We start from the raw sequence: 24,502 nt of genomic DNA on the forward strand, positions 1-24,502 counted from the left end.
TATTCCCTTGCCCCGTCAATCGGGATGCGTCACAAACACACCGCCTAACGGAGCCTAAGATCATGGTCGATATCGCCAGCCGCGTCTGGAATCACAAGTGGAAGATCGACCCGATTGTTCGGTCGCTGATCGATACGGATTTCTACAAATTGTTGATGTGCCAATCGGTATTTCGCAACAAGCCAGAAACCCAGGTTACGTTCAGCCTGATCAACCGGTCAAAGCATATTCCCCTTGCTGACCTGATTGACGAAGGCGAGTTGCGCGAGCAATTGGATCATATCCGCTCTCTCTCCCTAAGCCGCGGAGAAAGCACTTGGCTGCGGGGCAACACGTTTTACGGCAAACGCCAGATGTTCCGCCCCGATTTCATGGAGTGGTTCGAGGGGCTGCGTTTGCCGCCCTATCATCTGGAACGCAAAGGCGACCAGTACGAGCTGACGTTCGAGGGAACATGGCCCGAGGTGATGCTGTGGGAAATCCCAGCCCTTGCGGTTTTGATGGAGCTGCGAGGCCGTGCGGTTCTGGGCAGAATGGGCAAATTCGAACTGCAAATTCTTTACGCGCGCGGCATGACCCGCGTGTGGGAAAAGATCGAGGAACTTCGCAAGATTCCGGGCCTATCCATCGCTGATTTCGGCACACGCCGCCGTCATTCATTCTTGTGGCAGGACTGGTGTGTTCAGGCCATGCAAGAAGGGCTGGGAAAGGCCTTTACCGGTACATCAAACTGCAAAATCGCGATGGAGCGCGAGGTCGAGGCGATCGGGACCAACGCCCATGAACTGCCGATGGTTTACGCCGCATTGGCTAAAGATGATGCCGCACTGGCGCAGGCCCCCTATGATGTATTGCAAGATTGGCACGAAGAACATGATGGCAATCTGCGGATCATCCTGCCTGACACCTACGGGACCAAAGGGTTCCTGGACAACGCGCCTGATTGGCTAGCTGGCTGGACCGGCATTCGCATCGACAGCGGCGATCCTGCCACGGCCGCACAGACTGCCATCGATTGGTGGAAGTCGCGGGGCGAGGACCCAAGCAGCAAGCGGATCATCTTTAGCGACGGCCTAGACGTCGCCAAAATCAAAGAGCTGCACACGCAATTTGCGAATAAGGCGACGGTATCATTCGGTTGGGGCACCTTGTTGACCAATGACTTCCGAAACCTGGTGCCTGATGACGCGCTGGCCCCCTTTAGCCTTGTCTGCAAGGCTGTCGCTGCGAACGGGAAACCGACGGTTAAACTGTCGGATAACCCCAACAAGGCGATGGGCCCGCAAAGCGAGATCGACCGCTACAAGCGTGTTTTTCAGGTTGGTGAACAGGATGCGCAAAAGGTCATCGTTTAGGCGATGATCGTTGCCTCATTTGGCTGATTTTGCGTTCGCGCCACACGATGAGCAATCCACCGACGACGATGAACAAGGCACCGGGGAACAGATCGGACCACGGTGCCTCATCGTAGAAAATCCAGCCAAGGGCAAACGCCAGCGGGATGCCGAAATAGCTGAACGGGGCCAGATTGCTTTGTTCAGTCAGTCGGTAAGACATGATCAGGAATAACACGGCTGTTCCGCCAAACGCGCCCATGCCGACAATCCACAGCAGGTCGGTGCCCGACGCCAGCGGGGTAAAGCCGGCCGTGAAAAACGCAAGCGCCAGCGATCCGATCGCTGCAAGACCGGAAGAATAAAGATTGATCAGCGCGCTGGGCACATCGTCGTCCATCATGCGGGTCGTCACCGCCACCAACGCATAGCATGCCGCCGCCGCAAGCGGTAAAAGGGCCGCAGGCCGAAAGCTGTCGCTGCCCGGTCCGACGACCATAATCACCCCTGCAAAACCCAAAAGCACCGCACCCCATCTGAGCGCGCCAACCTTTTCACCAAGCAGTACCACCGCAAGCGCCACCATAATCGGTGCATTGGCATATGTGATCGTTGATGCGGTCGCAAAACTTAGCAGCCCCAGCGACAGATAAAAGAAATACTGCGCAAAGGTCAGGATAATGCCGCGCAAAAGGGCAAACCGCCACTGACGTATTTTTAGAATGCGCCCGTTTTGATGCCAGCCTGACGACATCCAAAGCGCAATACCTGCGGGGATCAGGCCCGCAATATTCCGGTAGGCTGACAATTCCGCAGCGCCGTAATGTGGTGACAGATGTTTGATGATCAGACCCATAAGATCGAACAAAACCAAAGCGATCAGCGAAAAGGTGATCGCGAGGGTGGTGCGGTTCCTCGGCATGATGTCGATCCTAAAATGGGCTCGGACCAACCCTAGCAGACAGCCGCCGTATCACCATCGCAATCTGCTTGGCGCATTGGATCACTTGGCCGGATCAACCTTGCCACGCAGGGCCTTAACTTCTCCGCGGACTTTCTTTTCCTTCAGGCGTCGCTTTTTCGACCCCAGTGTTGGCCGGGTCGGGATGCGACGTTTGGGCGGGGTCAGCGCTGATTTGATCAGTTCTTTCAACCGGTCACGCGCGATTTCGCGGTTGCGGGCTTGGCTTCGCGTCTCGTCACATTGGATGACCAACGCCCCCTCGTTGGTCCACCGGCGACCCGCCAGCCTGCGCAGACGGGTTTTCACGGGGTTGGTTAACGAAGGCGAGGTCGCGGCCTCGAACCTCAATTCAACCGCGCTTGAGACCTTGTTCACGTTCTGCCCACCGGGGCCGGACGCCCGCATAAAGCTTTCGGTCAGCTCCCAGTCTTGAATGGCAATATCGTCGGTGATGTGCAGCACGGGCGGTCTCCTTGGGGGCAGTATCGCATCGCAAGTTCCCAAGTGAAAGAGCCCGAAGAATGCGAAAAGGGCCGCCCCGAAAAGAGCGGCCCAATCGAATGGTTTACGGAGGTGGGATCGGTTAGATCAGCGATCCACCCAAGGTTCTGACCACTAAGGGCTGCCCTAGCGGTTGTCCTCCCAAGCTGTTCCGACACCTCGCTCCAATACCGTTCTTGACACTGGATCACCTCCTTTACATTTGTTGAACTCACCCAAAGCTTTGCACAGGATGGGCAAAAGGCAAAACGTTTTTTGAGGTCGTGAAATGCATGCGGGCGCAAAGATGTGGCCAGTCTTTGGCATCATCTTTGCGCCCGCAGGGGTCGTTTGAACGTGGTCTAGCGCGCGGGCAGCAGCCGTGCAGTGATCAAGCGGAAAGGGACCAAGGCGATCAACGCGAGGCTAAGTTTCACCGCCCAATCAGCCACAGCAAGCGATACCCACAGCGGTGCAACAGGCCCACTGCCAAGCAATGGCAGCGCTTCGGTCGCCCAAGATACGTCTGTTAAGGGGCTGATAAACGTCAACGCACCCGAGAATGCGATCGAAAAGAACAGTACCGTATCGACGGTGCTGCCGATCAATGTGCTGGCAAGCGGCGCGCGCCACCATTTACCGTCCCGAAGGGCCGAAAAAATCGCGACATCAAGAAGCTGTGCCACCAGAAAGGCAGCACCGGAACCGATGGCGATCCGGATTGTCACCAGCGGGCCAAACTCGCCCATGATCTGTGTGCCGATCAAAGAGCAGACCAAACCAACGACGAAACCCACCAGAACCACGCGCCGTGCGGCGGCTTGGCCGTAAACGCGGTTCATGATGTCCGTCACCAGAAAGGCGAGAGGATAGGTAAACGCGCCCCAAGTGAGCCATTGCCCATAGAGGAATTGAACGAGAATATTGGAGGCCACAACAATGGCGGCCATGGCAATAATGCCGGGAAGATATGTGCGTGTCATGTGTTAACCGTTTTTTGCAAGGGTGCGGCGACTTGGCCTGCGGGGATCGCAGACAAAGCCGCCTTAAGGGGTTGATCTGAGTCTTGCAAGCTAATCGATGACCGAAAACTCGATGATCTGGGTGTTCTGGAACGGCATGAAATTGTCGTCTGAGACAAGCGTAAGGTAGGTTCTGCCGGATGCATCCGCCCAAACGGAGATACCTTCGAGGTTATCATACCGCGCCGGCAAGGTCTGAATGAGCGTAACGCTGTGCGGCGTCGGGGCATCAAGATCGATGCGTCTGATCCGGGTTCTAAACCCCAGCGGCGTCACGGTACGCTCCAGCAGATAGAGCCGGCCATTTGCATCGAAGTCCGCCCCAACCGGCAGAAAGGGGCCGTTTCTGGGGATTTGAGCCGCGACTACCTGTTCCCCGTCTTTAAAGGCAAAGAGCGGAAAATGATCACCTTTCGATTGTTCGGCGATGGCGTAGATCGTACCGTCTGCACCGACGGCCAATGCCTCAAGACCGCTATTTTCAGCGTCGAAATCTGATGCGGGAAAAGTGACGAAAGGTGTTGTTACGCCATTTTCCATGTCCAGTTTTACGATTCGGTGCTGCCCTTCAAAGCTGACATAGTGTTGGCCATCGGGTGCAATCGCCAATCCTTCTGCATCGGTGAAAGGTTTACGCAATATCTTGCCAGCCTCATCCCGGATCGCGACAGAATGGGTGATCTCGGCCGATGTGATTGAACCCGCCTCTCGGTGCAGGGTGGCCTGAACAATGCGACCGCGATCCGTGACAATGGTCAACGACTGGCCGTCAGGCGAAAGCTCCACCCCAGAAAAGCCGCCGAACCAAGATGCGTTGTCGTACCAGATAAATTCTGACTCGAGATGCAACACAGGTTTATCCCCGGCCGCGAAAACGGCCGAGGTTAGAAGTAGGGTAAGCATGAGGCTGATAAGGTTCAGTTCGCTTCCAGTACTGATTGGCATTGCGCAGGCAAATCGGCCAAGACCAGTTCGCGTTTAGGTTTGCGTTTTGGCGGATTGGGATTTGGCGGTGGTGGGTTCAGGATATTCGCCTGCCATTGCCGCGCATCGGCGCACCCATCACCGGCAGGGGGCGGCGCTTGATCTACGCAACCGCGTGCCCCATTTGGGCAGCTTAGGCGAACATGGAAATGATAATGGTGCCCATACCACGGGCGAATTTTGCGCAGCCAGCTGCGGTCGCCTTTTTCATCCGCGCACATTTGGACCTTTGCCCCGGGAAAGACGAAAATACGGGCGACGCGGGGGTCGGATGCCGCTGCTTTCAAGACTTCGTGGTGTTGTCGGGTCCAGCTGCTGTTGACGTAGGCCCCTTTCGCTCGGCGCATCGAGATCGACGAAATTTCTTCGCGCTCAGCGCGGCTTAGGTTCAGCGACTGGGGCGGCAACATCCAGATATCGGCGTCCAGACCCATCTGGTGACTGGCATGGCCGGTCAGCATCGGGCCGCCACGTGGTTGGCTCATGTCGCCCACATAAATCCCGTTCCAGCCGGGCTGCTGCGCCGCTTTTGCGCTTAATTTTTTGACAAAATCGATCGTCTCTGGGTGGGCCCAGTTCCGGTTGCGCGACAAACGCATGGCCTGCCACGTGGGCCCCGTTTCCGGCAATTGCTGTGCGCCCGCTACACACCCCTTGGCATAGCTGCCAAAGGCCGCCGGGCTTTGCCGTGATCCGCCGCTTTTTGCACCGAAAAGTTTCTTGGCCTCAACATTGCTTAGCGCACCGCCGGAGGATCCGATGGTCGGCAAAATCTGGGATGCCTGCCGGTTTGGCTGGGACGGTGTCCCGCTACATGCGGTTATTGCCAAAGCCAGGGTTATACCGGCCAAAAAACGGGAAACGATCATTTTTCGAAATCTCCATTCGGTTTGACCCATATTAACAGAATTAGGCCAAGTATGAAGAGCCCAACCACGGGTGTAATGCCTAACCTTTGACTTCCGGTTAAATCGCTTGCAATCGCAATCAGCGCCGGTGCCAGAAACGCTGTTGCTTTGCCAGAAAGCGCGTAAAGACCAAACGCTTCGGTCATGCGGTCAGGGTTGCCTTGCCAGGTCAACATGTTGCGAGAGGATGCCTGCAACGCGCCGCCCGCGGCACCGATCAATGCACCAGCAATGTAGAACAAGATGTCAGGCAGGGCCGACCCGTCGCTTAGGGCAAAGCCCATAACCGACGTCGGTGTAAGCGAAATGATCAAACAAGCCGTTGCGATCAGGATAATACAGCAAACAACGATGACCGGCATAGGCCCGATTGCGCGGTCAACACGCCCGCCAATCCAGCAAAAAACGGCACCTGAAACAGCCGCAAGGATACCAAAGATGCCGATGTCGATGATCGACCAATTCAACACACCAAGTGCATAGATGCCGCCAAACGTGTACATGCCGTTCAACGCGTCGCGGTAAAACATGGACGACCCAAGATAGGCCAGAAGCGAGGGATGCTGCGGTAAATTTTTAAGGGTGCGGCTCAGGTCAGACAACGCCTTGCCCACAATGTATTTTTCGGCATCCGGCTTTGGCGTATCGCGAATGTACAAAAAGAAGGGGATCATGAACACAACGTACCAGATTGCGGTGAGCGGCCCAACGATCCGTGTGTCGGCCTTGGTGGTGTGATCAAGGCCGAAAGCAGGGTCGAGCCCCAGCATCGTCTTTCCAGTGTCACCGGCCTGAAACAAGAAAATCATCACGATCAGCGCGACAACACCGCCTACATATCCAAACCCCCAGCCTGATCCTGAAATGCGCCCTCTCTCAGCGGGATCGGGCGAAAGTTCGGGTAGATAGGAATTGGTGAAAATCGTGGCGAATTCCATTCCGATGAGGCCGATACCAAAGAATAACAGCGCCCAAATGACCGAGAAATCCTGCGGCGCGGTCCACCAAAGGGCTGCGGAGCCGATCACGTAGAGGGCTGAGAACAGCCAAATCCATGGCATGCGTTTGCCGGTTGAATCCGCCACAGCACCCAGCAGGGGCGCAAGAATTGCGATGGAAATACCCGCGACGGCAAGCCCATAGCCCCAATATGCTTGCGCCTGCGCCTTGGCCAAATCCACGGGCATCCCGCCATCAATCAAAGATGCAGTGGCTGTTTGTGCGAAATAGGGACCGAAAATAAAGGTCAAAAGCAGCGTATTAAATGGCTGGCTTGCCCAATCAAAGAAATACCAGCCCCAGATTTTTTTCCGTGATGAAATCGTCGCCATTTGTGCTCTCCGGTTTTGAGGGACGGTAGTGCAGTGGGGTGCCGCCGCGCAAGGAACGTTTTGTGTGCCGCGCATAACACTAAGAGGTAGAACGAAGACCCGGGTGGATATATCGGGCAAAAGCGGTTTGCATTTTTGGGACGCGTCTATATTCCATTTGGAGTATCTGAGTTATTTCGAGCTTTATATGATCCGTATTTTATACTTTAGCACCGCCCGCCCTTCCGTTTCGAAAGAAGCGGTCAATCAGATTGCGGCAAAATCCCAAGTGAAAAACCGCGAGCTGGGGATCACCGGCGCATTGGCTTATAACGGTCGCAATTTTTGCCAGGCGTTAGAAGGTGAAGAGGCTAAGGTACGAGACCTTATCGAGAAAATCCGTGCCGATGAACGGCATAGCGGCTTCAAGATACTTGACGAAAAGCAGATATCAGAGCGCTATTTCCCTGAGTGGACGATGGAACTGGTGAGCGAGCTGGATTTTTCAGTCGTGATTAATTCGATGTAATGATAGGTCTATCGCTGCCCTTGCTCTTTCGCGGGGGGCTGCTTAACTGCATTCCAGTCAATAAAAAGGTCGAGCCATGACATCGTTGTTCCAAATTCTGATGCTGCTGTTGAATATCGTGTGGTTCGTCATCATCGCCCATGTGATCATGAGCTGGTTGATCAACTTTCAGGTATTGAATTTGCGGCAGCCACTGGTCGCGCAGATTTGGGACGGGCTAAACCGCTTGCTAGAGCCGGTCTATCGCCGCGTACGTAGCTTTTTGCCAGTGATGGGCGGGCTTGATCTTGCACCGCTGGTTGTTTTGATCTCGGTCGCGATTTTACGTATCCTTTTGATAAATAACGCAGCACTGTTTTACTAAACGACCCTTCGGGGAGGATATTTGGAAAGCCAGAGAAGCATGGGTATTGTCCCTTGTTTCTGAGTGTGGGAGTCTGCGCCCAACGAGCAGAACATAGTTAGGTTTTCCATGTCAGGCGCTGCCACGCTTTTACGTGACGTATTCGGTTTCGACGGATTCCGCCCCGGCCAGCAAGAGATCGTCGAGGCGGTAACTGCGGGCGAAAATGTTCTTGCCATCATGCCGACGGGGGGCGGTAAATCCCTTTGCTTTCAAATGCCTGCGCTGCTTCGCGAGGGGGTAACGGTTGTTATCTCACCGCTGATTGCATTGATGCGCGATCAGGTCAGGGCGCTGCAAGAACTTGGTGTTGGTGCGGGGGCGCTTACTTCGGGGAATACGCCAGAAGAAACCGATGCGGTCTGGGAGGGGCTCGAGGCGGGGACGCTGAAGCTGCTTTATATGGCGCCGGAACGGTTGGCGGCAGGATCTGTGATCGGCATGCTCAAGCGCGTTGGCGTGTCAATGATCGCGGTAGATGAGGCGCATTGCGTCAGCCAATGGGGTCATGATTTCCGCCCTGACTATTTGCGCATCGGGGAATTGCGCAGGGCATTGAATGTGCCCTTGGCGGCATTCACGGCGACGGCCGATGCTGAGACCCAGGTCGAGATCGTACAAAAGCTGTTCGACGGCGCGGGCCCGCGTGCATTTTTGCGGGGTTTTGATCGCCCCAATATCCATCTGGCATTTGCGGCTAAAAACTCCCCGCGTGCGCAAATTCTGAATTTCGCGGCAGGGCGAAAGGGCCAGTCGGGCATTGTTTATTGCGGGACACGTGCCAAAACTGAAGGGCTTGCCAAGGCCTTGCGGGATGAGGGGCATGTTGCCTTGCATTACCATGGCGGTATGGAAGCCGAGGACCGCCGTATTGCCGAGCGGCGTTTCCAGCAAGAAGACGGGCTGATTGTTGTTGCCACGGTTGCGTTTGGCATGGGCATCGACAAGCCGGACATCAGATGGGTCGCGCACGCCGATTTGCCGAAATCGATCGAAGCGTATTATCAGGAAATTGGCCGCGCAGGCCGGGACGGTTCCCCCGCCGAGACGCTCACGCTTTTTGGGTCGGATGACATTCGATTGCGCCGCAGCCAGATTGACGAAGGGATAGCACCTCCAGAACGGCGGACCGCCGATCATGGCCGTCTGAATGCGCTGTTAGGTCTCGCAGAAGCGTTGGAATGTCGGCGCAAAACCTTGTTGGGATATTTCGACGAAACCGAAATTTCCTGCGGGCGGTGCGATCTATGTGATACCCCAGCAGATGTTTTCGATGGTACGACTGCGGTGCGCAAAGCGCTGTCCGCGATGCTGCGCACGGATGAATGGTTTGGATCCGGTCATCTGATCGATATCTTGCTTGGGAATGAGACTGACAAAATTCGCGAACGAGGTCATACCAGCTTGCCAACCTACGGGGTGGGGACTGAATATGACAAACGGCAGTGGCAGGCAGTTTTTCGGCAAATGATGGGGCATGATTTGGTGCGCCCCGACGCAGAACGCCACGGGGCGCTGCGCATGACGGATGCTGCGTTGCCTATTTTGCGGGGCGAAGCGCAGATTTCCCTGCGCCGTGATAGCATACGCGCTGCGGGTGCCACGCGCCGCCCAGCCGTCAAGATGCTGGTCAGTGAGGAAGACGCGCCGCTGCTTTCCGCGTTGAAGGCTAAAAGGCGCGGGCTGGCAGAAGCTGCCAAAGTACCCGCCTATATCATTTTCAATGACCGCACTTTGATCGAAATGGCCGAAAAGCGGCCTGACAGTTTGGATGCCATGGCCCGTGTTGGTGGTGTCGGTGCAAAGAAACTGGAAAGCTACGGGCGTGCGTTTCTGGACGTGATCAACGGGGCGTCTCAAGAGATGCATCCGACCCGTCGCAAACTGGCCGGGCGCGAGGCCGGAACAGTCTATGACCGCTTGCTGGAGGTGCAGGCGGAATTGGCGCGGGGTGCTGCCGGAACCGACAAGCCGCTGAGTTGCTCTGCTTCGCTGTTGGCCAAGGTTGCGCAACTGCGAAACGCCGACGACACCGCTCTTGAACGTCTGCTAGGGGATAAGCGTGCCGAAAGGTTTGGCCCCGCATTTCTGGACGTTCTGAGGGAGGCGGGCTAAGTCACGGGGTGTGCCAAAAAGAGGATGACCATGCTCACTGTTATTTCGCCTGCCAAAAAGATGAACTGGGACGCACGTGATGTGCAAATGACGACGCCTGATATGTTGGGTGATGCGGCAGATTTGGTGCGTTCTGCGCGCGATCTTAGCGTGGGTGAACTGAAATCGCTTATGCATCTCAGTGATAATTTGGCCAAGCTGAACCGTGATCGTTTCGCCAGTTATCAAGACAGCCCTAGTGGTGACGCCCTGCGCCCGGCCGCATTGGCATTTGCCGGTGACACCTATCAAGGCCTCGAAGCGGCGAGCCTTGAGGAGGATGAGCTGGCCTATGCCCAAGAGCATTTGCGCATTCTTTCAGGGCTTTATGGTGTGTTGCGCCCTTTGGACGGTATCCAGCCCTATCGCCTTGAGATGGGCAGCAGGCTCAAGACCCAACGGGGCAAAAACCTGTACGAATATTGGGGGGCCAAGCTGTCGTTGGCGTTGAATGAACAGGCTGAAACGACGGGCAGCAGTGCATTGATCAATTGTGCCAGTCAGGAATACTTCGGGGCTGTCGACCTAAAGGCGCTCAAGCTGGACGTCATTACCCCCCAGTTCATGGAGGATAAAGGCGACGCTAAGGGCCCAAAAATCGTGAGCTTCTACGCCAAGAAAGCGCGCGGGGCCATGGCGCGTTTTGTCATCCAGAACCGTTTGAAAGATCCAGAATCTCTCAGCGATTTCGATATCGGCGGATATGAATGGCAACAAGATCTGTCGACACCTGAAAAACCGGTATTCCTGCGGCCTTACCCCGCCTCCTGATGATCGCTTTCTATGATCAGCGGTAATGTGTTTTCGGGCTGATGCTCCATGATCTGGGCGGTGATGTCAGGTTTGCGCAGCGGCTTTGTCAGATAATGGTCCAGCCCGGCGGCCAAGATACCTTTGTCGTCGCCCTCCATCGCGTGTGCAGTTAGCGCAACGATAGGGCAGCGGCGGTCCATTTTCTCTTCAAGCTTGCGAATGGTGGCAGTCGCCTCTTTGCCATCCATTTTGGGCATCGAGATATCCATAAATATCATATCGGGCTCAAAGGTTTCAAACAAAGCGACGGCTTCTTCGCCATTGTTGGCAAGCTTTAGATCGACATCAAGATGTTGGATCATTTTGCAGAAAACAAGCTGGTTGGTTTTGTTGTCTTCGGCCGCCAAGATGCGCATTTTGCGCGGCTCGGTCTGGACGGTGCCGCCGGGGGATATACTGACGGTAGCCAGTTGAGCGAGCAGATCACTGTGTGGAATTGGCTTTTTCAGAACCGACTTTATCAGTTTGCGTGCAGGATTTTTTTCAGCACGCCCCGAGTTCGAGCTGACAATGATAATGTCGCACTGGTGGTCGCGTGCGCGCATTTCGGTCGCAAGCTGGAACCCATCCATATTCGCCATGATGTGATCGGCGAGGATAAGATCGACGTCGGGCCCAATCTGTTCCAATGCCGCTTCACCGGTGTCACAGCAGGTTACCTTAAGGCCAAGCTGTTCAAGCTGTTTCAGCAAAATAGAACGGTTTATCGTTTCAGTCTCGACCACCATGACATGCCGCAATTTTTTGGGCAGTGGCGGATGCGAGGTGTTGATCTGGCCTGCGGCCTTTAGCGGCAGTTCAAACCCAAAACACGATCCAACCTGTTCTTGCGAGGTGACCCATACATCGCCGTTCATCATCTGGATCAGCCTTTGACAGATCGCCAGGCCCAGCCCGGTTCCGTCAAACTTGCGATTCCGTTCGTTTTCGACCTGATTGAATTCGCCAAATATGTGATCAATCATGGCCGGTGCGATGCCGATACCTGTGTCTTCGATCGCGATTTTGACCATCACCTTGCCGGTTTCGGCGTCCGGTACGCCTGTCACACGAACCAGAACGTGACCCTCGCTGGTGAATTTCACCGCGTTCCCCATAAGGTTGGTCAAAACCTGCCGGATGCGCCCGGGATCGCCAACCAGTTGTGTGGGCATGAATAAATCATAGTCCAATGCAAGGCCCAGATCTTTTTCACGGGCAAGCGGTTGCAACAGCATGATCACTTCTTGGATCGTACGTTCCAGATCGAAGGGCTCGAGATGGAGATCCAGCTTTTTAGCTTCGATTTTAGAATAATCGAGAACATCATTGATGATCACCAACAATGCTTCGCCCGAGTTTTTGATCGTATCGACGTATAGTTGCTGATCTTCGTCCAGTTTAGTGTCGCGTAAAACATCGGCCATACCCACAACACCGTTCATCGGGGTCCTGATTTCGTGGCTCATGTTGGCCAGGAATGCCGATTTCGCGCGGCTGGCGCTTTCTGCAATGGCGCTGGCCTCTTGCAGTTGGCGTTCGTATTCGACGGTTGCAGTGATATCGAGCCCGAGCGAAACCATGTCGCCGCTTGGCCCGCGCTGGTCAACCAGCTTAATGTGCCGGCCGTTCCACAATTGTATTACGGTAGGTTCGGGGTCGGAATCCTGCAGCCGCTCTGTCATCAGACGTCGCCAGCTTTTCGTGGACAGATCGCCGGTATTCACGATCCCTTCCTCGGTCAGGACCTGCAGGATCGTCACGTAATTCACCCCTGCGCTGATCAATTCCAGCCCGTCAAAAACCGCTAGATACGCACGGTTGGCCATGATCAATTCATTGTTTACGCTGAACAAAGCAAAGCCGTCTTTGATCGTCTCAATCGATTGCCAAAGCCTGCGTTCCGTTAGTTCGATTTTTTCGCGCGCGGCGCTCAGGTCGGATTTCACGCGCTGGTTTTCGCCGCGAATGTTTTCCACTTCGGCACGGGTTTCGACAATTTCATCGGTTAGTTTCTGCGCGTGCAGACCCAGCTTGCGATTTGCCGCAAATAGCTCGGCCTGTTTCAGCTCAAGCATCCGCTCCGCCGCAAGACGTCCGCGCCGCTCCTGCGTCAGCTTGTCTGCCAGGTTCATGCCCCGCTCCGAATCCGTGGTGTTCTGTTAGGTAACAGACATTCAGCGAACGAGGTGAACAACTGTTTAAGACGTGCGAGGATGCAGGTCGTTTTCCTTAGCTCCGCCGCCCTTCGCGCAGCCATGCCGCGATGATCAGGGCCGCGCTTAGCAACAGGACCAGCCAACCGGGCAGGATCGGCGTCTGCCGCACATCGCGGGTCTCATAGGCGTCGCGCGGGGTCAGGCCGATCCATCCGCGCCCTGCAGCTGGGCGTCCGGCCCTGACCTCGCGAATACGGGGCAACCCGTCTTCGATGCGGGCCACGCCCCCGCGCATTGCCGCCAGTATCGGGGCCATCGTTTCACCGCTGGCAATTGTATCAATGAATTCACGCGGCGCGGCAGGGCCAAGACCAATGACGCTGACCTGATCGCCGTTCTCAAGGCGGTACAGCCCGATTTCCGGCCCCTCGAACATCCCTTCAAACACACCGGGCGCTGTTTCCGTTAACGTCATCTCAACGGTGGTCCCATCGGGGGTCGTGATGGTGACCGGAGGAACCGCGTCACCCAATGTCCTGCGGATGATACGCATGGTTTGCCCGTCGGCGGTGGCTGTCAGCGCCTCTTCTTCTAGCTCGGGTTCTTTCATCATCCAGTGGGCAAGGCGGCGCAGCAATTCAAGCTGCGGGCCGCCGCCCTCGTAACCGCGGTTCCAAAGCCAGGCATGATCCGAGGCCAGCAGCGCCACACGGCCCTTTTCCACCCGGTCCAAGATCAGCAAAGGGCGGTCGCCCTGACCTGTCATCACGACAGAGCCTTTGGTGTTGGAGACCTCAATCTGGCGCAGCCAACGCCCCCAGTCACCGCGTCCGGGTAGGTTGGCCGTCACGGGGTGGCGGTCACCCAGATCGGATACGAGGGGCAGAAACGGTTCTTCGATGACGCGGGCCGATGGGGTCGCGGGCAGAACAGTGCCAAGGGGCGACCGGAACAGACTGTCGGCACTCGCGAAATCGCGCCCTGCGGCCACCAAAACGGCACCGCCCTGACGTACATAATTGGCAACGTTTTCAAGATACAGCCCCGGCAAAATGCCGCGCCGCTTGTATCGGTCAAAGATAATCAGATCGAAATCATCAATCTTTTCCATAAACAATTCGCGGGTTGGGAAGGCTATCAAAGACAGCTCGTCAACCGGCACGCCGTCTTGCTTCTCTGGGGGGCGCAGGATGGTGAAATGCACCAGATCTACAGAGCTATCGGATTTCAGCAGATTGCGCCATGTACGCCCGCCCGGATGCGGTTCGCCGCTGACCAGCAACACGCGCAAGCGGTCACGGACACCGTTCATCTGGATCAGCGCCGCGTTATTGCGGTCCGTCAATTCTCCTTCTGCTTCTGGCAGGGAAAACCGGATCACGTTACGCCCGCCATGGGGCAGCGTGACAGGCAGGTCGAGGTCCTGACCAATGGGCACCCGAAACGACTGCGGCTCTTGTGCGTCAACTGATATGTCCAGCTGCGCAAGGCCGCCCAAATCGGGGGCCGCGCCCAGATCATCAATCCGCAGGGTCAGGGTTACAGGTTCACCAATAATCGCAAAGGCGGGGGCATTTCGAACGGTCAGGCGGCGATCCCAATCGGTTTCCTTGCCAGTCATCAGTAGATGCAGGGGGGCAGGCAGATCAACGGGTAAATCCGCGTCGTGAATGCGGCCATCGCTGACCGCCAGAATGCCGGCAATCCGGGCGCGGGGTTCTTCGGCCAATGCGTCGGCAAGTGCTGTCATCAGCTGTGTGCCGGTATCGCCGGGGCCGTCGGGGATTTGAACGCGGCGCAATTCGGTGTTGTCGCGTGCGGCGATTGTCGCAGCCAAGGCGTCTGCTGCCTGCACGCTTTGCTCTTCACGCCCGCCCAGCTTCTGGCTGGCGCTGCTGTCTTCGAGCATGATCACGATGTCGCTCAGCGGCGCGCGGTCTTCTTGTTGAAAGGACGGGCCAGACAGCGCGGCAAGCACAACCAGCATGGCAAGCCCGCGCAACGCCCAGCCTTGCAAGCCACGCATCACGGCCAAGATGACCGCAGCAAGGGCAATCGCGGCAACCATGGCCAGCAACGGCATGGGGATCATTGGATTGAAAACGATGGCCGACGTCATTGGCCCAACCGATCCAACAGCGCAGGCACATGGACCTGATCCGATTTATAATTGCCGGTCAGCACATGCATGACCAGATTGACACCAAAGCGGTACGCCAATTCGCGTTGACGTTCGCCACCAAAGCCGCGCCCCACGGGCACCATCGGTGCGCCATTGGATGAAACCGCCCAAGCTGCGGCCCAATCATTGCCGCCGATCACAACCGGTGTGACGCCGTCATTCAGGTTGCGAAAGGGCATTCCTTCGACCTGTTCGGCGTCAGGGGGGGACGCTTCGACCCAGATATCGCGGCCCGTATAGCGGCCGGGAAAATCCTGTAGCAGATAAAAGGTGCGGGTCAGCACATGGTCACTGGGCAGCGGTTCAAGCGGTGGAATATCCAGCGGTGCAGCAAGGTCTTGCAGTTTGCGACCGTTCGCGCTTGCCCCGCCATAGCCCGAAATATCAGCGTCACGCGTATCGAACAGGATCAGCCCCCCGGACCGCAGATAAGCATTCAGTTTCGCATAGGCATCCCCCGACGGGCGGGGTTGGTCGGGGGTGATAGGCCAATACAGCATCGGGAAAAACGCCAGCTCGTCAGTCTCAAGGTTCACGCCGATGGGGTTCGCGGGTTCAACCGATGTGCGGAAAAACAACGTATCCGAAAGCCCGCGCAATCCCGCCTCTGACAGCGTGTCGATGGAGGGGCTTCCGGTGATGACATAGGCCAGCGTCATTTCTGCGGTCGCGTTCAGGGCAAAGTCGTCTGCCGATTGAGCATCGGCAGGGGCTGGGATTTGCATCAACGGAACCAAAAGAATGGCGGCAATATTGCTGCGTTTCAACAACCGTCCGGACAGGGCCAATGATGCGACGACATCGGCCAGCAGCAGCAACAGTGACAGGCTTAGCAGCCACCCGGCGAGCGGCATTTCGGGCGCGACATACAGGCCGTGGACGGGCACATCGGCGGGCCAAGTGGTGGGTGTCAGTGCTGTATCGTCAGTGACCACGTTGCGGGCGATCCGGCGGTCGCCTGAGGCGTAGATGCCCGGCCGCAGGTCGGGACCGGCGGCGGCTGATGCCAGATCAGCCCCATCAACACCGGGCAGGTTGCCTGCGTCTTCTAGCTGGCCAAACCCGTCCATTATGCGCAAGGGCGTCCATGTTGTGCCCTGTAAATCCTGCGCCTCAACAGAGGCGGCAGAGGAGGAGATTGCCAGCCTTTCCATCATTTGAACGAACACCCCAGACAGCGGCAAGGTTGACCATTCGGCGGTGGCCGTGACGTGGAACAAGACGACTTGGCCCTGACCCAACGCTTTGCGCGTCACCAGCGGCGTGCCGTCGCTGAGCGACGCAATGACCCGGTCGGCAAGGGTCGGGTCCGGCTGCGCGACGACTTGGGCCGAAACGACCACATCGTCAGGGATATCTAGGCCAAAGAAGGGCGAGGTTTCGCGGAAACTATCCAGTGACTTCGGCTCTCCCCAGCTCATCGCGCCGCCGACACTGCGGCCACCCGCGCGCAGACGAACGGGCATCAGCGGGTCTTCGGTGTCGCGCGAAATATCACTGGCGGCAATGCGCGGGCCGGCAAAACGCACCAACATGCCTCCGGCCTCGATCCATTGCTGCAAGGGGGCTTGTTCAGCCTCGGACAGGGTGGCGATGTCGGCCAGCACGATCACATCGGGGTTGGCGGGCAGAACTTCGGCAAGAGACCCGTCAATGATGTCGGCGGTCGGGGCAAGGGCGCGTTCGATATAGTGCAAGGGCGACAGCAGCTCTAACCCTTCGCGGTTTTCGCGGCCTGCAATCAGGGCAACCTCGCGGCGGCGCAATCCGTCGTCCACCAGCGTTGTCGCCCCGGCCGATCGTTGCCCCGCGATGTCAAAGCGCGTGATCCGGGCACGCAGTTCGGCGGGTAAGGACAGCGCGGCAGTGGCTTGGGTTGCGCCATCATCGAATTGGGCGGGCACGGTGGCAAGGATGCGGGCATTGCCCGCGGGGTCGCGACCTTGGGCGTTCAACGTAACTTCGCTGGTTGGACCCGCGACAGCACGTTTGACGGTCAAGGTAATGGCGCCGTCCTTGTAGCTGGCAGGGACCATAGCCAGCACATTTGCGCCGGTTTGATAGACATCGACCGACCCTTGGTTTTGAAGCGCATCCAACATGTCATTTCGGCTTGGGTACTCCAGACCGTCACTGAACCAAAGCGTGTCGAACCCGTCTAATGCCTTGGTGATTTCAATCGCGCGGATCACGTCGGCATCTGACGGTTGCCAAGGTGCGGGCTGCAACCCCGCCAACCGCGTGCGCCACACATTTGCGGATTGGAACGCGGGTTCTTCGGGGCGGGTGAGGGTCAAAAAACCCACGGTCCGGTTGGCACGGGCGGCACGGGTGAGCTGCGCGTCGATGACCTGCGACTGTTGCTGCCAGCGCGTTGCACCGGCCCATGATCCGTCCAGCACAATCAGCAAGCGGCCGGACCCGTCGGCCTGCTGGTCGTGGGGGTTCAAAACGGGGCCAGCCAGTCCGATGATAATCGCCGCAACGGCAAACATGCGTAACAGCAGCAACCACCACGGGGTGCGGTCAGAAACGCTTTCGTCGTCGGTTAGCCCCAGCAGCAATGCAACGCCGGGAAACCGTTGGCGGATTGGCGCAGGGGGAACGGCGCGTAGGATAAGCCAAAGAATAGGCAGCGCGATAAGCCCCAGCAACAGCCATGGTGCCGAAAACCCGATGCCGCCCAAAATCGTCATGCTGCCGCCCCCACGCGTGTATCCAGCGCAGAATATAGCCACAGCAGTGCGGATTGCGCAGAGGTGTTTGTATGGTGCAGGCCATAGTGCCAACCCGTCACCGCACATAGGCGCTGAAGTTCGGATTTACGTTCGGCAAGACGTTCAAGATAGCGGGATTTCAGATCGTTGGCCTTGAGTGTCTCATGGCGCAGCGTCCCGCCAACGCTTTCAAATATGGTTCTGCCCGAAAACGGAAAAGCTTCCTCGGACGGGTCAAGTAGATGGCACAATACGCCCCGAACACCCCGATCCGCGGCCTTGGTCAACGCAAGGGTTATCCCGTCAAGGTCACCCATAAAATCCGAGATAAACACGGCCCGCGCATGGGGGATCATGGCACGGTGTTCGGGCGGGGCATAATCGTCGGCGCTGTCCTGAGACAGCAATTCGGCAAGCCGCAACAACTGGGGCCTGCCGGAACGTGGGGGCAAGGCGGTTCCTGTCAGGCCCACGCGTTCACCGCCGCGCTGCAACAGAATCGCGACAGCAAGGCCCAGCAACCGTGCGCGGTCTGCCTTTTGCGGCAGGTTCGGGTCCGAGGAAAAGCGCATCGAGGCCCCTTGGTCGATCCATAACATGACCGATTGCGCGATTTGCCATTCGTGTTCGCGCACGAATTCCTGATCGCCCCGTGCTGAACGACGATGGTCAATGCGGCGGCGGCTGTCGCCTGCCTGTGCGGGGCGGTACTGCCAAAAATCATCGCCGCCCCCTGCGCGCCGGCGCCCGTGCGATCCTAGCAGCACAGCACCGGCCAAATGTTCCGCGCGTGCCAATAGGTCAGGAAAACGGGCTGCCTGATCTTCAGCATTTGCGCGAAGGGTTGCTGGGGTGATCACGCTGCGGCCTTTTTCCCGGTCAGGCTGGCCGCGGTGCTGTCAATCAGCTCGTTCAGGCTGTCGCCACGTGCGCGCGCCGCAAAGTTCAATGCCATCCGGTGGCTTAGGACCGGACGCGCCATATCAATCACGTCTTCTGCAGAGGGGGCCAAGCGCCCCTGCAACAAGGCGCGGGCCCGTACTGTCAGCATCAACGCCTGCGCGGCACGGGGGCCGGGGCCCCAGGCGACGGTTTCGCGCACGCGCGCGCTTGCGTCTGCCTCGTCTGGGCGGAAGGCCCGGACCAGATCAAGGATCAATTCCACCACGCTGTCACCGACAGGCATGCGGCGCAACAAGGCTTGCGCGGCCAACAATTCCGCTGCCGAGAACACCTGACTTGCCTGCGCATCACCTTCGCCGGTTGTGGCCAGCAAAATCTCACGCTCGGTCTTGCGATCAGGATAGGCAACGTCGATCTGCACTAGAAAACGGTCAAGCTGGGCTTCGGGCAGGGGATAGGTACCTTCTTGCTCAATGGGGTTTTGCGTGGCCAGAACATGAAAAGGCGCGCCAAGCGGGCGGTCTTGTCCAGCGACGGTCACGGTCTTCTCCTGCATCGCCTGCAACAAGGCGGATTGCGTGCGCGGCGAGGCACGGTTGATCTCGTCGGCCATCAGCAATTGGCAGAATATCGGCCCCTCGATGAAACGAAACGCGCGGCTGCCATCGGCGGCTGTATCCAACACCTCGGACCCCAGAATATCGGCCGGCATCAGATCGGGCGTGAACTGCACGCGGTTGGCATCCAGGCCCATCACGGTGCCTAGGGTTTCGACCAAACGTGTTTTGCCAAGACCGGGCAACCCGATCAGCAAGCCGTGGCCGCCGCACAGCAGCGCGGCCAATGTCAGGTCGACAACGCGCTCTTGCCCGATAAAGCGATTGGTGATCGACGCCTTGGCCTGTGCCAGCTTGTCGCCGAGGGCTTCAATATCTGCTACCATATCGCTGGCTTCGGTCATGACTTTTGCGTCCTCTGATTTATATAGGTTAGATGTAAGTGTATCTTGTGAACTGGGAATGGCAAAAGCAATGAATGGACAAAAAACCGTGACCCCGACAGCGGCGGGCCTTGCTGCGTCTGTTTCTGCTGCAAAAACACGCGGATTGCCGCCAGTAGAGAGCTGGAACCCGCCATTTTGTGGCGATATCGACATGGAGATCAAGCGCGACGGTACCTGGTTTCACGAAGGCACGCCCATTGGAAGGCGGGGTCTGGTCAAGCTGTTTGCGTCAATTTTGATCCGTGAGGGCGACAAATACTTCCTTGTCACGCCGGTGGAGAAGGTAGGGATTCGTGTCGAGGATGCGCCATTCATTGCCATTGATTTCGAGGTCGAAGGCAAAGGGCGCGCACAGAAGCTTACATTTCAGACCAACCTTGATGATATCGCGACGGCCAGTGAGGATCTGCCGATCCGTGTTGTACGCGATCCCGAGACCGGAGAGCCGTCGCCCTATGTCCGTGTCCGCCGTAACCTGGAGGCGCTGATCGATCGCAAAAGCTTTTACCGGCTTGTGGATCTGGGTGAACATCACGACGGCTGGTTTGGCGTTTGGTCGAGTGGCCAGTTTTTCGGGCTGATCCCGTCAAATGAATTACCCGAATAGATGCGTGTTACGTTTGCCTTTTCACGTGATTTTGCTAGCAATGGCTAACGCAACATAAAACGAGCCTGAAATCCATGAAACCTGCCGCAAATATAAGCCTTTTGTGGCAAGAGCTGCCTTATCTTGACCGGTTCAACGCTGCGGCACGTGCAGGGTTTAAAGGGGTCGAGGTGCTCTTTCCTTATGATGAACCACTGGCCGAGACCAAAGCCGCCTGTGCGGCGAACGGGCTGGAGCTTGTTTTGATCAACGCGCCGCCGCGGGCCTCGGAGGGGCAGCCGCGTGGGTTCGCTGCGGTTCCCGATCTTGTTGATACCTTTCGCAAAGATATGGCACGTGCGTTCCGCTATGCCGAGGCGTTGGATGCCCGGTTTGTGCATGTGATGGCCGGTAATGCACAAGGTGACGAAGCGTTTGATACCTTTTACCGCAATCTGATCTGGGCAGCAAAATCTGCGCCAGACGGCCTGACGTTGACGATCGAACCGCTAAACCCTGTGGCGATGCCGGGATATTTTTTGAACGATTATGCGTTGGCCGAACGGGTTCTGGACGCGGTGTCGATGGATAATGTCGGCCTGCAATACGACAGCTATCATGCGGCTATGATCCACGGTGATGCGATTGAAACCTTCAACGCGTATTGCGCTGATATCGTTCATGTCCAGATCGGCGACAGCCCGGACCGTGGTACGCCTGGCAGCGGTGATATCGATTTTGCTGCGCTGTTTGCAGCGATGGCTGGCGCGGGATATGATGGTTGGATCAGCGGTGAATACAACCCGGACCCCAAAACCGAAGACAGCCTGAACTGGATGAAAATGCTATGATACCCGCAAGATTTGCCCCGGTTGTTTTTGGATTTATCCTATCTGGGTTGATGTCTTTTATCGTTTCAGGGATCGCGATTTTGCGCACAGCAGGATTTGCTGAGGGTCTGTTTGGTTTGTGGATTGGTGCGTGGATCACCAGTTGGCTGGTGGCGTTCCCGACCGTCTTGGTCGTCGCACCCCTAACGCGGCGCATCGTTGCCAAGTTGCTCAAAGACGGGCCCGCCTAATGCACAAAAGACCACAGCATCCAGAATGCTGCGGCCCCTTTATACGTGCTTTGACAGTTTAGGCCGACGCAGTCCCGATGGCCGATCTTTCAACCGCCCTGATCCTTTCCAAAAAACTGCGACGTTACCACGCCAAGTTGGGTTCAGTTCCGTCTAGCCGGGCGCAAATTAATGCGCCTCGGCCCAATTCGCGCCGACGCCAGCATCAACGGTCAGCTTTACATCCAGCTTGACCACCGGATCGGCTGCGTTCTCCATCACATCACGGGCCGCCTTGATCAAATCGTCTTCGGCCCCTTTTTCTACCTCGAACAGCAGTTCATCGTGAACCTGTAGCAACATCGTTGCAGGGATATCCTTGATCGCATCGGGCATGCGGATCATGGCGCGGCGAATGACATCGGCGGCGGTCCCTTGAATCGGGGCGTTTATCGCCGCGCGCTGGGCAAAACCGGCGCGGGGTCCTTTGGCAGCAATCTCGGGCGTGTTGATCTTGCGACCAAAGAGCGTCTGAACGTACCCGTGCTCTTTGGCGAATGCTTTGGTGTCGTCCATATAGGTCCGAATGCCGGGGAAACGTTCGAAATAGCGGTCGATGAACCCCTGTGCTTCGGCGCGTGGAATGCGCAGATTACGCGCCAGACCAAAGCCGGAAATGCCGTAAATTACACCAAAGTTGATCGCCTTGGCCTGACGGCGCACATCTGGCGTCATCTCATCCAACGGAACATCAAACATCTCGGACGCGGTCATCGCGTGGATATCCAGGCCGTCTTTGAACGCTTGCTTTAGGGCAGGGATGTTGGCGATATGGGCTAGAATGCGCAATTCGATCTGCGAATAATCGAGTGCGACCAAAACCTTACCTTCTTCGGCAACGAATGCTTCGCGGATGCGGCGGCCTTCCTCGGATCGGACGGGGATGTTTTGCAGGTTTGGATCCGTCGATGCCAATCGGCCCGTCGATGCCCCTGCAATCGAATAAGACGTGTGAACGCGGCCCGTGTCCTTGTTGATGTGCGTCTGAAGCGCGTCCGTATAGGTCGATTTCAGCTTGGACAGTTGCCGCCAATCCAGAATGCGCCGGGGGAAATCATGTTCGGTGGCAAGGTCTTCCAATATGTCCGCGCCGGTCGAATATTTCCCGTTCGCACCTTTTTTTCCGCCCTCAAGGCCCATGTCGTCGAATAGAACCTCGCCGACCTGTGCGGGCGATCCAACATTGAACTTGCGCCCGACCATCTCGTAGATCTCGTCTTCCAAGCCCGCCATTTTCTGGGCAAAGGCATTGGACATCCGGCTAAGTGTATCGCGGTCAACCTTGATGCCAGACCGCTCCATCGCGGCCAGAACCGGTACCAAGGGGCGCTCAAGGGTTTCGTACACCTTGGTTACCTGTACGCGGTGCAATTGCGGCTTGAACAATTGCCACAGACGCAACGTGATATCGGCATCTTCGGCGGCATAAGGCACCGCATCGGCAAGCGGCACCTTGTCAAAGGTGATCGCGGATTTACCGGACCCCAGCAGCGGTTTGATCGGGATCGGGGTGTGGCCCAGATAGCGTTCCGATAGCGTGTCCATCCCGTGCCCATGCAATCCGGCATGCATGACGTAGGACATCAGCATCGTGTCATCAATCGGCGCGACCGCAATACCGACCTGCGCGAAAATCTTGCTGTCGTATTTCATGTTCTGGCCGATCTTGATGATCGATGGATCGGTCAGCACCGGCGTCAGCATGCGCAGGGCTTCCTCGGTCTGCATCTGCCCCTCAGCCAGATCATCCGAGCCGAACAAATCGTCAGCGGAATGGGTTTTGTGGATCAACGGGATATAGCAGGCTTTGCCCGGCTCAACGCACAGGGAAATGCCCACCAGATCGGCGACCATTTCATCAAGGCCGGTCGTCTCGGTGTCCACCGCGACATAGCCGAACTCGTAAATCCGGTCGATCCAAGCTTGCAACGTTTTGGCGTCGCTTACCTGTTCATAACCTGCCTGATCAAAAGGGACTTCCGCCACTTCGGGGCGATTTTCATCGACCTTCGGATCCTCAATCACCGGGGCCTCTTTGCCCAGCACTTCTGCGACGCGCTTGGATAGCGTGCGGAATTCCATTTCAGCTAAAAAGCCCAGCAGCTTGTCAGCGTCAGGTTCGCGCACCTCAAGGTCGTCGAGCGTAAAGTCGAGCGGCGTGTTGTCGTCCAGCAAGACCAGCTTGCGCGACAGGCGAATTTGATCCGCATGGTCAATCAACGTCTGGCGCCGTTTGGGCTGTTTAATCTCTTCGGCCCGCGCCAACAGAGCATCCAGATCACCGTATTCATTGATCAGCAACGCCGCCGTTTTAATGCCGATACCGGGCGCGCCCGGCACGTTATCGACTGAATCACCTGCCAAAGCCTGCACATCAACGACGCGTTCAGGATAAACGCCGAACTTTTCAAACACGCCCTCGCGGTCGATGGTCCTGTTTTTCATGGCGTCCAGCATTTCCACACCGCCGCCCACCAGTTGCATCAGGTCCTTGTCCGAACTGATGATGGTACACCGCCCGCCAGCGGCCCGGGCCTGAACAGCCAAGGTCGCGATGATGTCATCGGCCTCATAGCCTTCCTTTTCCTTGCACGCGATATTAAAGGCCTCTGTCGCGGTGCGGGTCAGAGGCATCTGGGGGCGCAAATCCTCGGGCATGGCTTCGCGGTTGGCTTTGTACAGGTCGTACATGTCGTTGCGAAACGTGTGGCTGCCCTTGTCAAAAATCACAGCGGCATGTGTCGGCGCATCTGGGCCAGTGTTCCCTTCAACATAGCGGTGCAGCATGTTGCAAAAACCAGCGACCGCGCCGATTGGCAATCCGTCCGATTTGCGCGTCAACGGGGGCAGCGCGTGATAGGCGCGAAAAATAAACGCCGATCCGTCGATCAAATGCAGATGGTGACCCTTGCCAAATGTGCCGGACATATCAGTGCTCCCCTTGGTGATTGC

Annotated in this window: 20 protein-coding genes; 8 read left to right on the top strand and 12 right to left on the bottom strand. The window is 57.2% G+C overall.

The window, feature by feature from the left end:
• Nucleotides 1–62: 62 nt before the first annotated feature.
• Nucleotides 63–1,355 (top strand): nicotinate phosphoribosyltransferase, encoded by a 1,293-nt coding sequence (gene pncB / locus KZZ06_RS11655; protein ID WP_219580209.1) that lies wholly within the window; start codon nt 63–65, stop codon nt 1,353–1,355.
• Here the strand turns inward: pncB and KZZ06_RS11660 are convergent.
• The 6 genes from KZZ06_RS11660 to KZZ06_RS11685 all read right to left on the bottom strand — a co-directional run bounded on the left by KZZ06_RS11660 (nt 1,345) and on the right by KZZ06_RS11685 (nt 7,023).
• Complete coding sequence (locus tag KZZ06_RS11660; protein ID WP_219580210.1) at nt 1,345–2,256, bottom strand: DMT family transporter; 912 nt, start codon at nt 2,254–2,256, stop codon at nt 1,345–1,347. The two genes, pncB and KZZ06_RS11660, sit on opposite strands and share 11 nt — an antisense overlap.
• 81 nt (nt 2,257–2,337) lie before the next feature.
• Nucleotides 2,338–2,760 (bottom strand): alternative ribosome rescue aminoacyl-tRNA hydrolase ArfB, encoded by a 423-nt coding sequence (gene arfB / locus KZZ06_RS11665; protein WP_219580211.1) that lies wholly within the window; start codon nt 2,758–2,760, stop codon nt 2,338–2,340.
• Between the two features lie 380 nt (nt 2,761–3,140).
• Entirely contained in the window at nt 3,141–3,761 is a 621-nt protein-coding gene (locus KZZ06_RS11670; protein ID WP_219580212.1) for a queuosine precursor transporter, read from the bottom strand.
• A gap of 90 nt (nt 3,762–3,851) precedes the next feature.
• Nucleotides 3,852–4,652, bottom strand: coding sequence for an esterase-like activity of phytase family protein (locus KZZ06_RS11675; protein WP_219580213.1), 801 nt, complete (start codon nt 4,650–4,652; stop codon nt 3,852–3,854).
• Between the two features lie 65 nt (nt 4,653–4,717).
• Nucleotides 4,718–5,653: a penicillin-insensitive murein endopeptidase gene (mepA, locus tag KZZ06_RS11680; RefSeq protein WP_219580214.1), complete on the bottom strand. Its 936-nt coding sequence runs from the start codon at nt 5,651–5,653 to the stop codon at nt 4,718–4,720.
• On the bottom strand, nt 5,650–7,023 hold the full coding sequence (locus tag KZZ06_RS11685; RefSeq protein ID WP_219580215.1) for an MFS transporter: 1,374 nt from the start codon (nt 7,021–7,023) through the stop codon (nt 5,650–5,652). The genes mepA and KZZ06_RS11685 overlap by 4 nt, the downstream gene beginning before the upstream one ends.
• A gap of 28 nt (nt 7,024–7,051) precedes the next feature.
• Here KZZ06_RS11685 and KZZ06_RS11690 point away from each other — a divergent pair, with 28 nt between their 5' ends.
• From KZZ06_RS11690 to yaaA, 4 genes are all read left to right on the top strand, one after another.
• Nucleotides 7,052–7,531, top strand: coding sequence for a BLUF domain-containing protein (locus KZZ06_RS11690; protein WP_308340017.1), 480 nt, complete (start codon nt 7,052–7,054; stop codon nt 7,529–7,531).
• A gap of 76 nt (nt 7,532–7,607) precedes the next feature.
• On the top strand, nt 7,608–7,895 hold the full coding sequence (locus KZZ06_RS11695) for a YggT family protein (RefSeq protein ID WP_219580217.1): 288 nt from the start codon (nt 7,608–7,610) through the stop codon (nt 7,893–7,895).
• A 108-nt stretch (nt 7,896–8,003) separates the two neighbouring features.
• Nucleotides 8,004–10,049, top strand: a complete 2,046-nt coding sequence (gene recQ, locus KZZ06_RS11700) for a DNA helicase RecQ (RefSeq protein WP_219580218.1) — start codon at nt 8,004–8,006, stop codon at nt 10,047–10,049.
• A gap of 30 nt (nt 10,050–10,079) precedes the next feature.
• Nucleotides 10,080–10,859 (top strand): peroxide stress protein YaaA, encoded by a 780-nt coding sequence (gene yaaA, locus KZZ06_RS11705; RefSeq protein WP_219580219.1) that lies wholly within the window; start codon nt 10,080–10,082, stop codon nt 10,857–10,859.
• On the opposite strand, the gene KZZ06_RS11710 is transcribed toward yaaA, so the two are convergent.
• From KZZ06_RS11710 to KZZ06_RS11730, 5 genes are all read right to left on the bottom strand, one after another.
• The gene (locus KZZ06_RS11710; RefSeq protein ID WP_219580220.1) at nt 10,844–13,015 is read right to left on the bottom strand and encodes a response regulator; all 2,172 of its coding nucleotides are present in this window, start codon (nt 13,013–13,015) and stop codon (nt 10,844–10,846) included. The two genes, yaaA and KZZ06_RS11710, sit on opposite strands and share 16 nt — an antisense overlap.
• Before the next feature lie 97 nt (nt 13,016–13,112).
• Nucleotides 13,113–15,158, bottom strand: coding sequence for a hypothetical protein (locus KZZ06_RS11715; RefSeq protein ID WP_219580221.1), 2,046 nt, complete (start codon nt 15,156–15,158; stop codon nt 13,113–13,115).
• Entirely contained in the window at nt 15,155–17,917 is a 2,763-nt protein-coding gene (locus KZZ06_RS11720) for a DUF4159 domain-containing protein (RefSeq protein WP_219580222.1), read from the bottom strand. The genes KZZ06_RS11715 and KZZ06_RS11720 overlap by 4 nt, the downstream gene beginning before the upstream one ends.
• Nucleotides 17,914–18,798: a DUF58 domain-containing protein gene (locus KZZ06_RS11725; RefSeq protein ID WP_219580223.1), complete on the bottom strand. Its 885-nt coding sequence runs from the start codon at nt 18,796–18,798 to the stop codon at nt 17,914–17,916. Before KZZ06_RS11725 ends, KZZ06_RS11720 begins: the two co-directional genes overlap by 4 nt.
• The gene (locus KZZ06_RS11730) at nt 18,795–19,802 is read right to left on the bottom strand and encodes a MoxR family ATPase (protein ID WP_219580224.1); all 1,008 of its coding nucleotides are present in this window, start codon (nt 19,800–19,802) and stop codon (nt 18,795–18,797) included. Before KZZ06_RS11730 ends, KZZ06_RS11725 begins: the two co-directional genes overlap by 4 nt.
• A gap of 70 nt (nt 19,803–19,872) precedes the next feature.
• Here KZZ06_RS11730 and KZZ06_RS11735 point away from each other — a divergent pair, with 70 nt between their 5' ends.
• The 3 genes from KZZ06_RS11735 (at nt 19,873) to KZZ06_RS11745 (ending at nt 21,511) form a co-directional block, all read left to right on the top strand.
• Complete coding sequence (locus tag KZZ06_RS11735) at nt 19,873–20,451, top strand: DUF1285 domain-containing protein (protein WP_219580225.1); 579 nt, start codon at nt 19,873–19,875, stop codon at nt 20,449–20,451.
• 74 nt (nt 20,452–20,525) lie between these two features.
• Complete coding sequence (locus tag KZZ06_RS11740; RefSeq protein WP_219580226.1) at nt 20,526–21,281, top strand: hydroxypyruvate isomerase family protein; 756 nt, start codon at nt 20,526–20,528, stop codon at nt 21,279–21,281.
• The gene (locus KZZ06_RS11745; RefSeq protein WP_219580227.1) at nt 21,278–21,511 is read left to right on the top strand and encodes a DUF2798 domain-containing protein; all 234 of its coding nucleotides are present in this window, start codon (nt 21,278–21,280) and stop codon (nt 21,509–21,511) included. Before KZZ06_RS11740 ends, KZZ06_RS11745 begins: the two co-directional genes overlap by 4 nt.
• Nucleotides 21,512–21,679: 168 nt before the next feature.
• Here KZZ06_RS11745 and polA read toward each other — a convergent pair whose 3' ends face one another.
• Complete coding sequence (gene polA, locus KZZ06_RS11750; protein ID WP_219580228.1) at nt 21,680–24,478, bottom strand: DNA polymerase I; 2,799 nt, start codon at nt 24,476–24,478, stop codon at nt 21,680–21,682.
• Nucleotides 24,479–24,502 lie beyond the last annotated feature (24 nt).

Source organism: Sulfitobacter sp. CW3, assembly GCF_019392245.1.
In the GTDB taxonomy this organism is placed as follows: Bacteria; Pseudomonadota; Alphaproteobacteria; order Rhodobacterales; family Rhodobacteraceae; genus Sulfitobacter.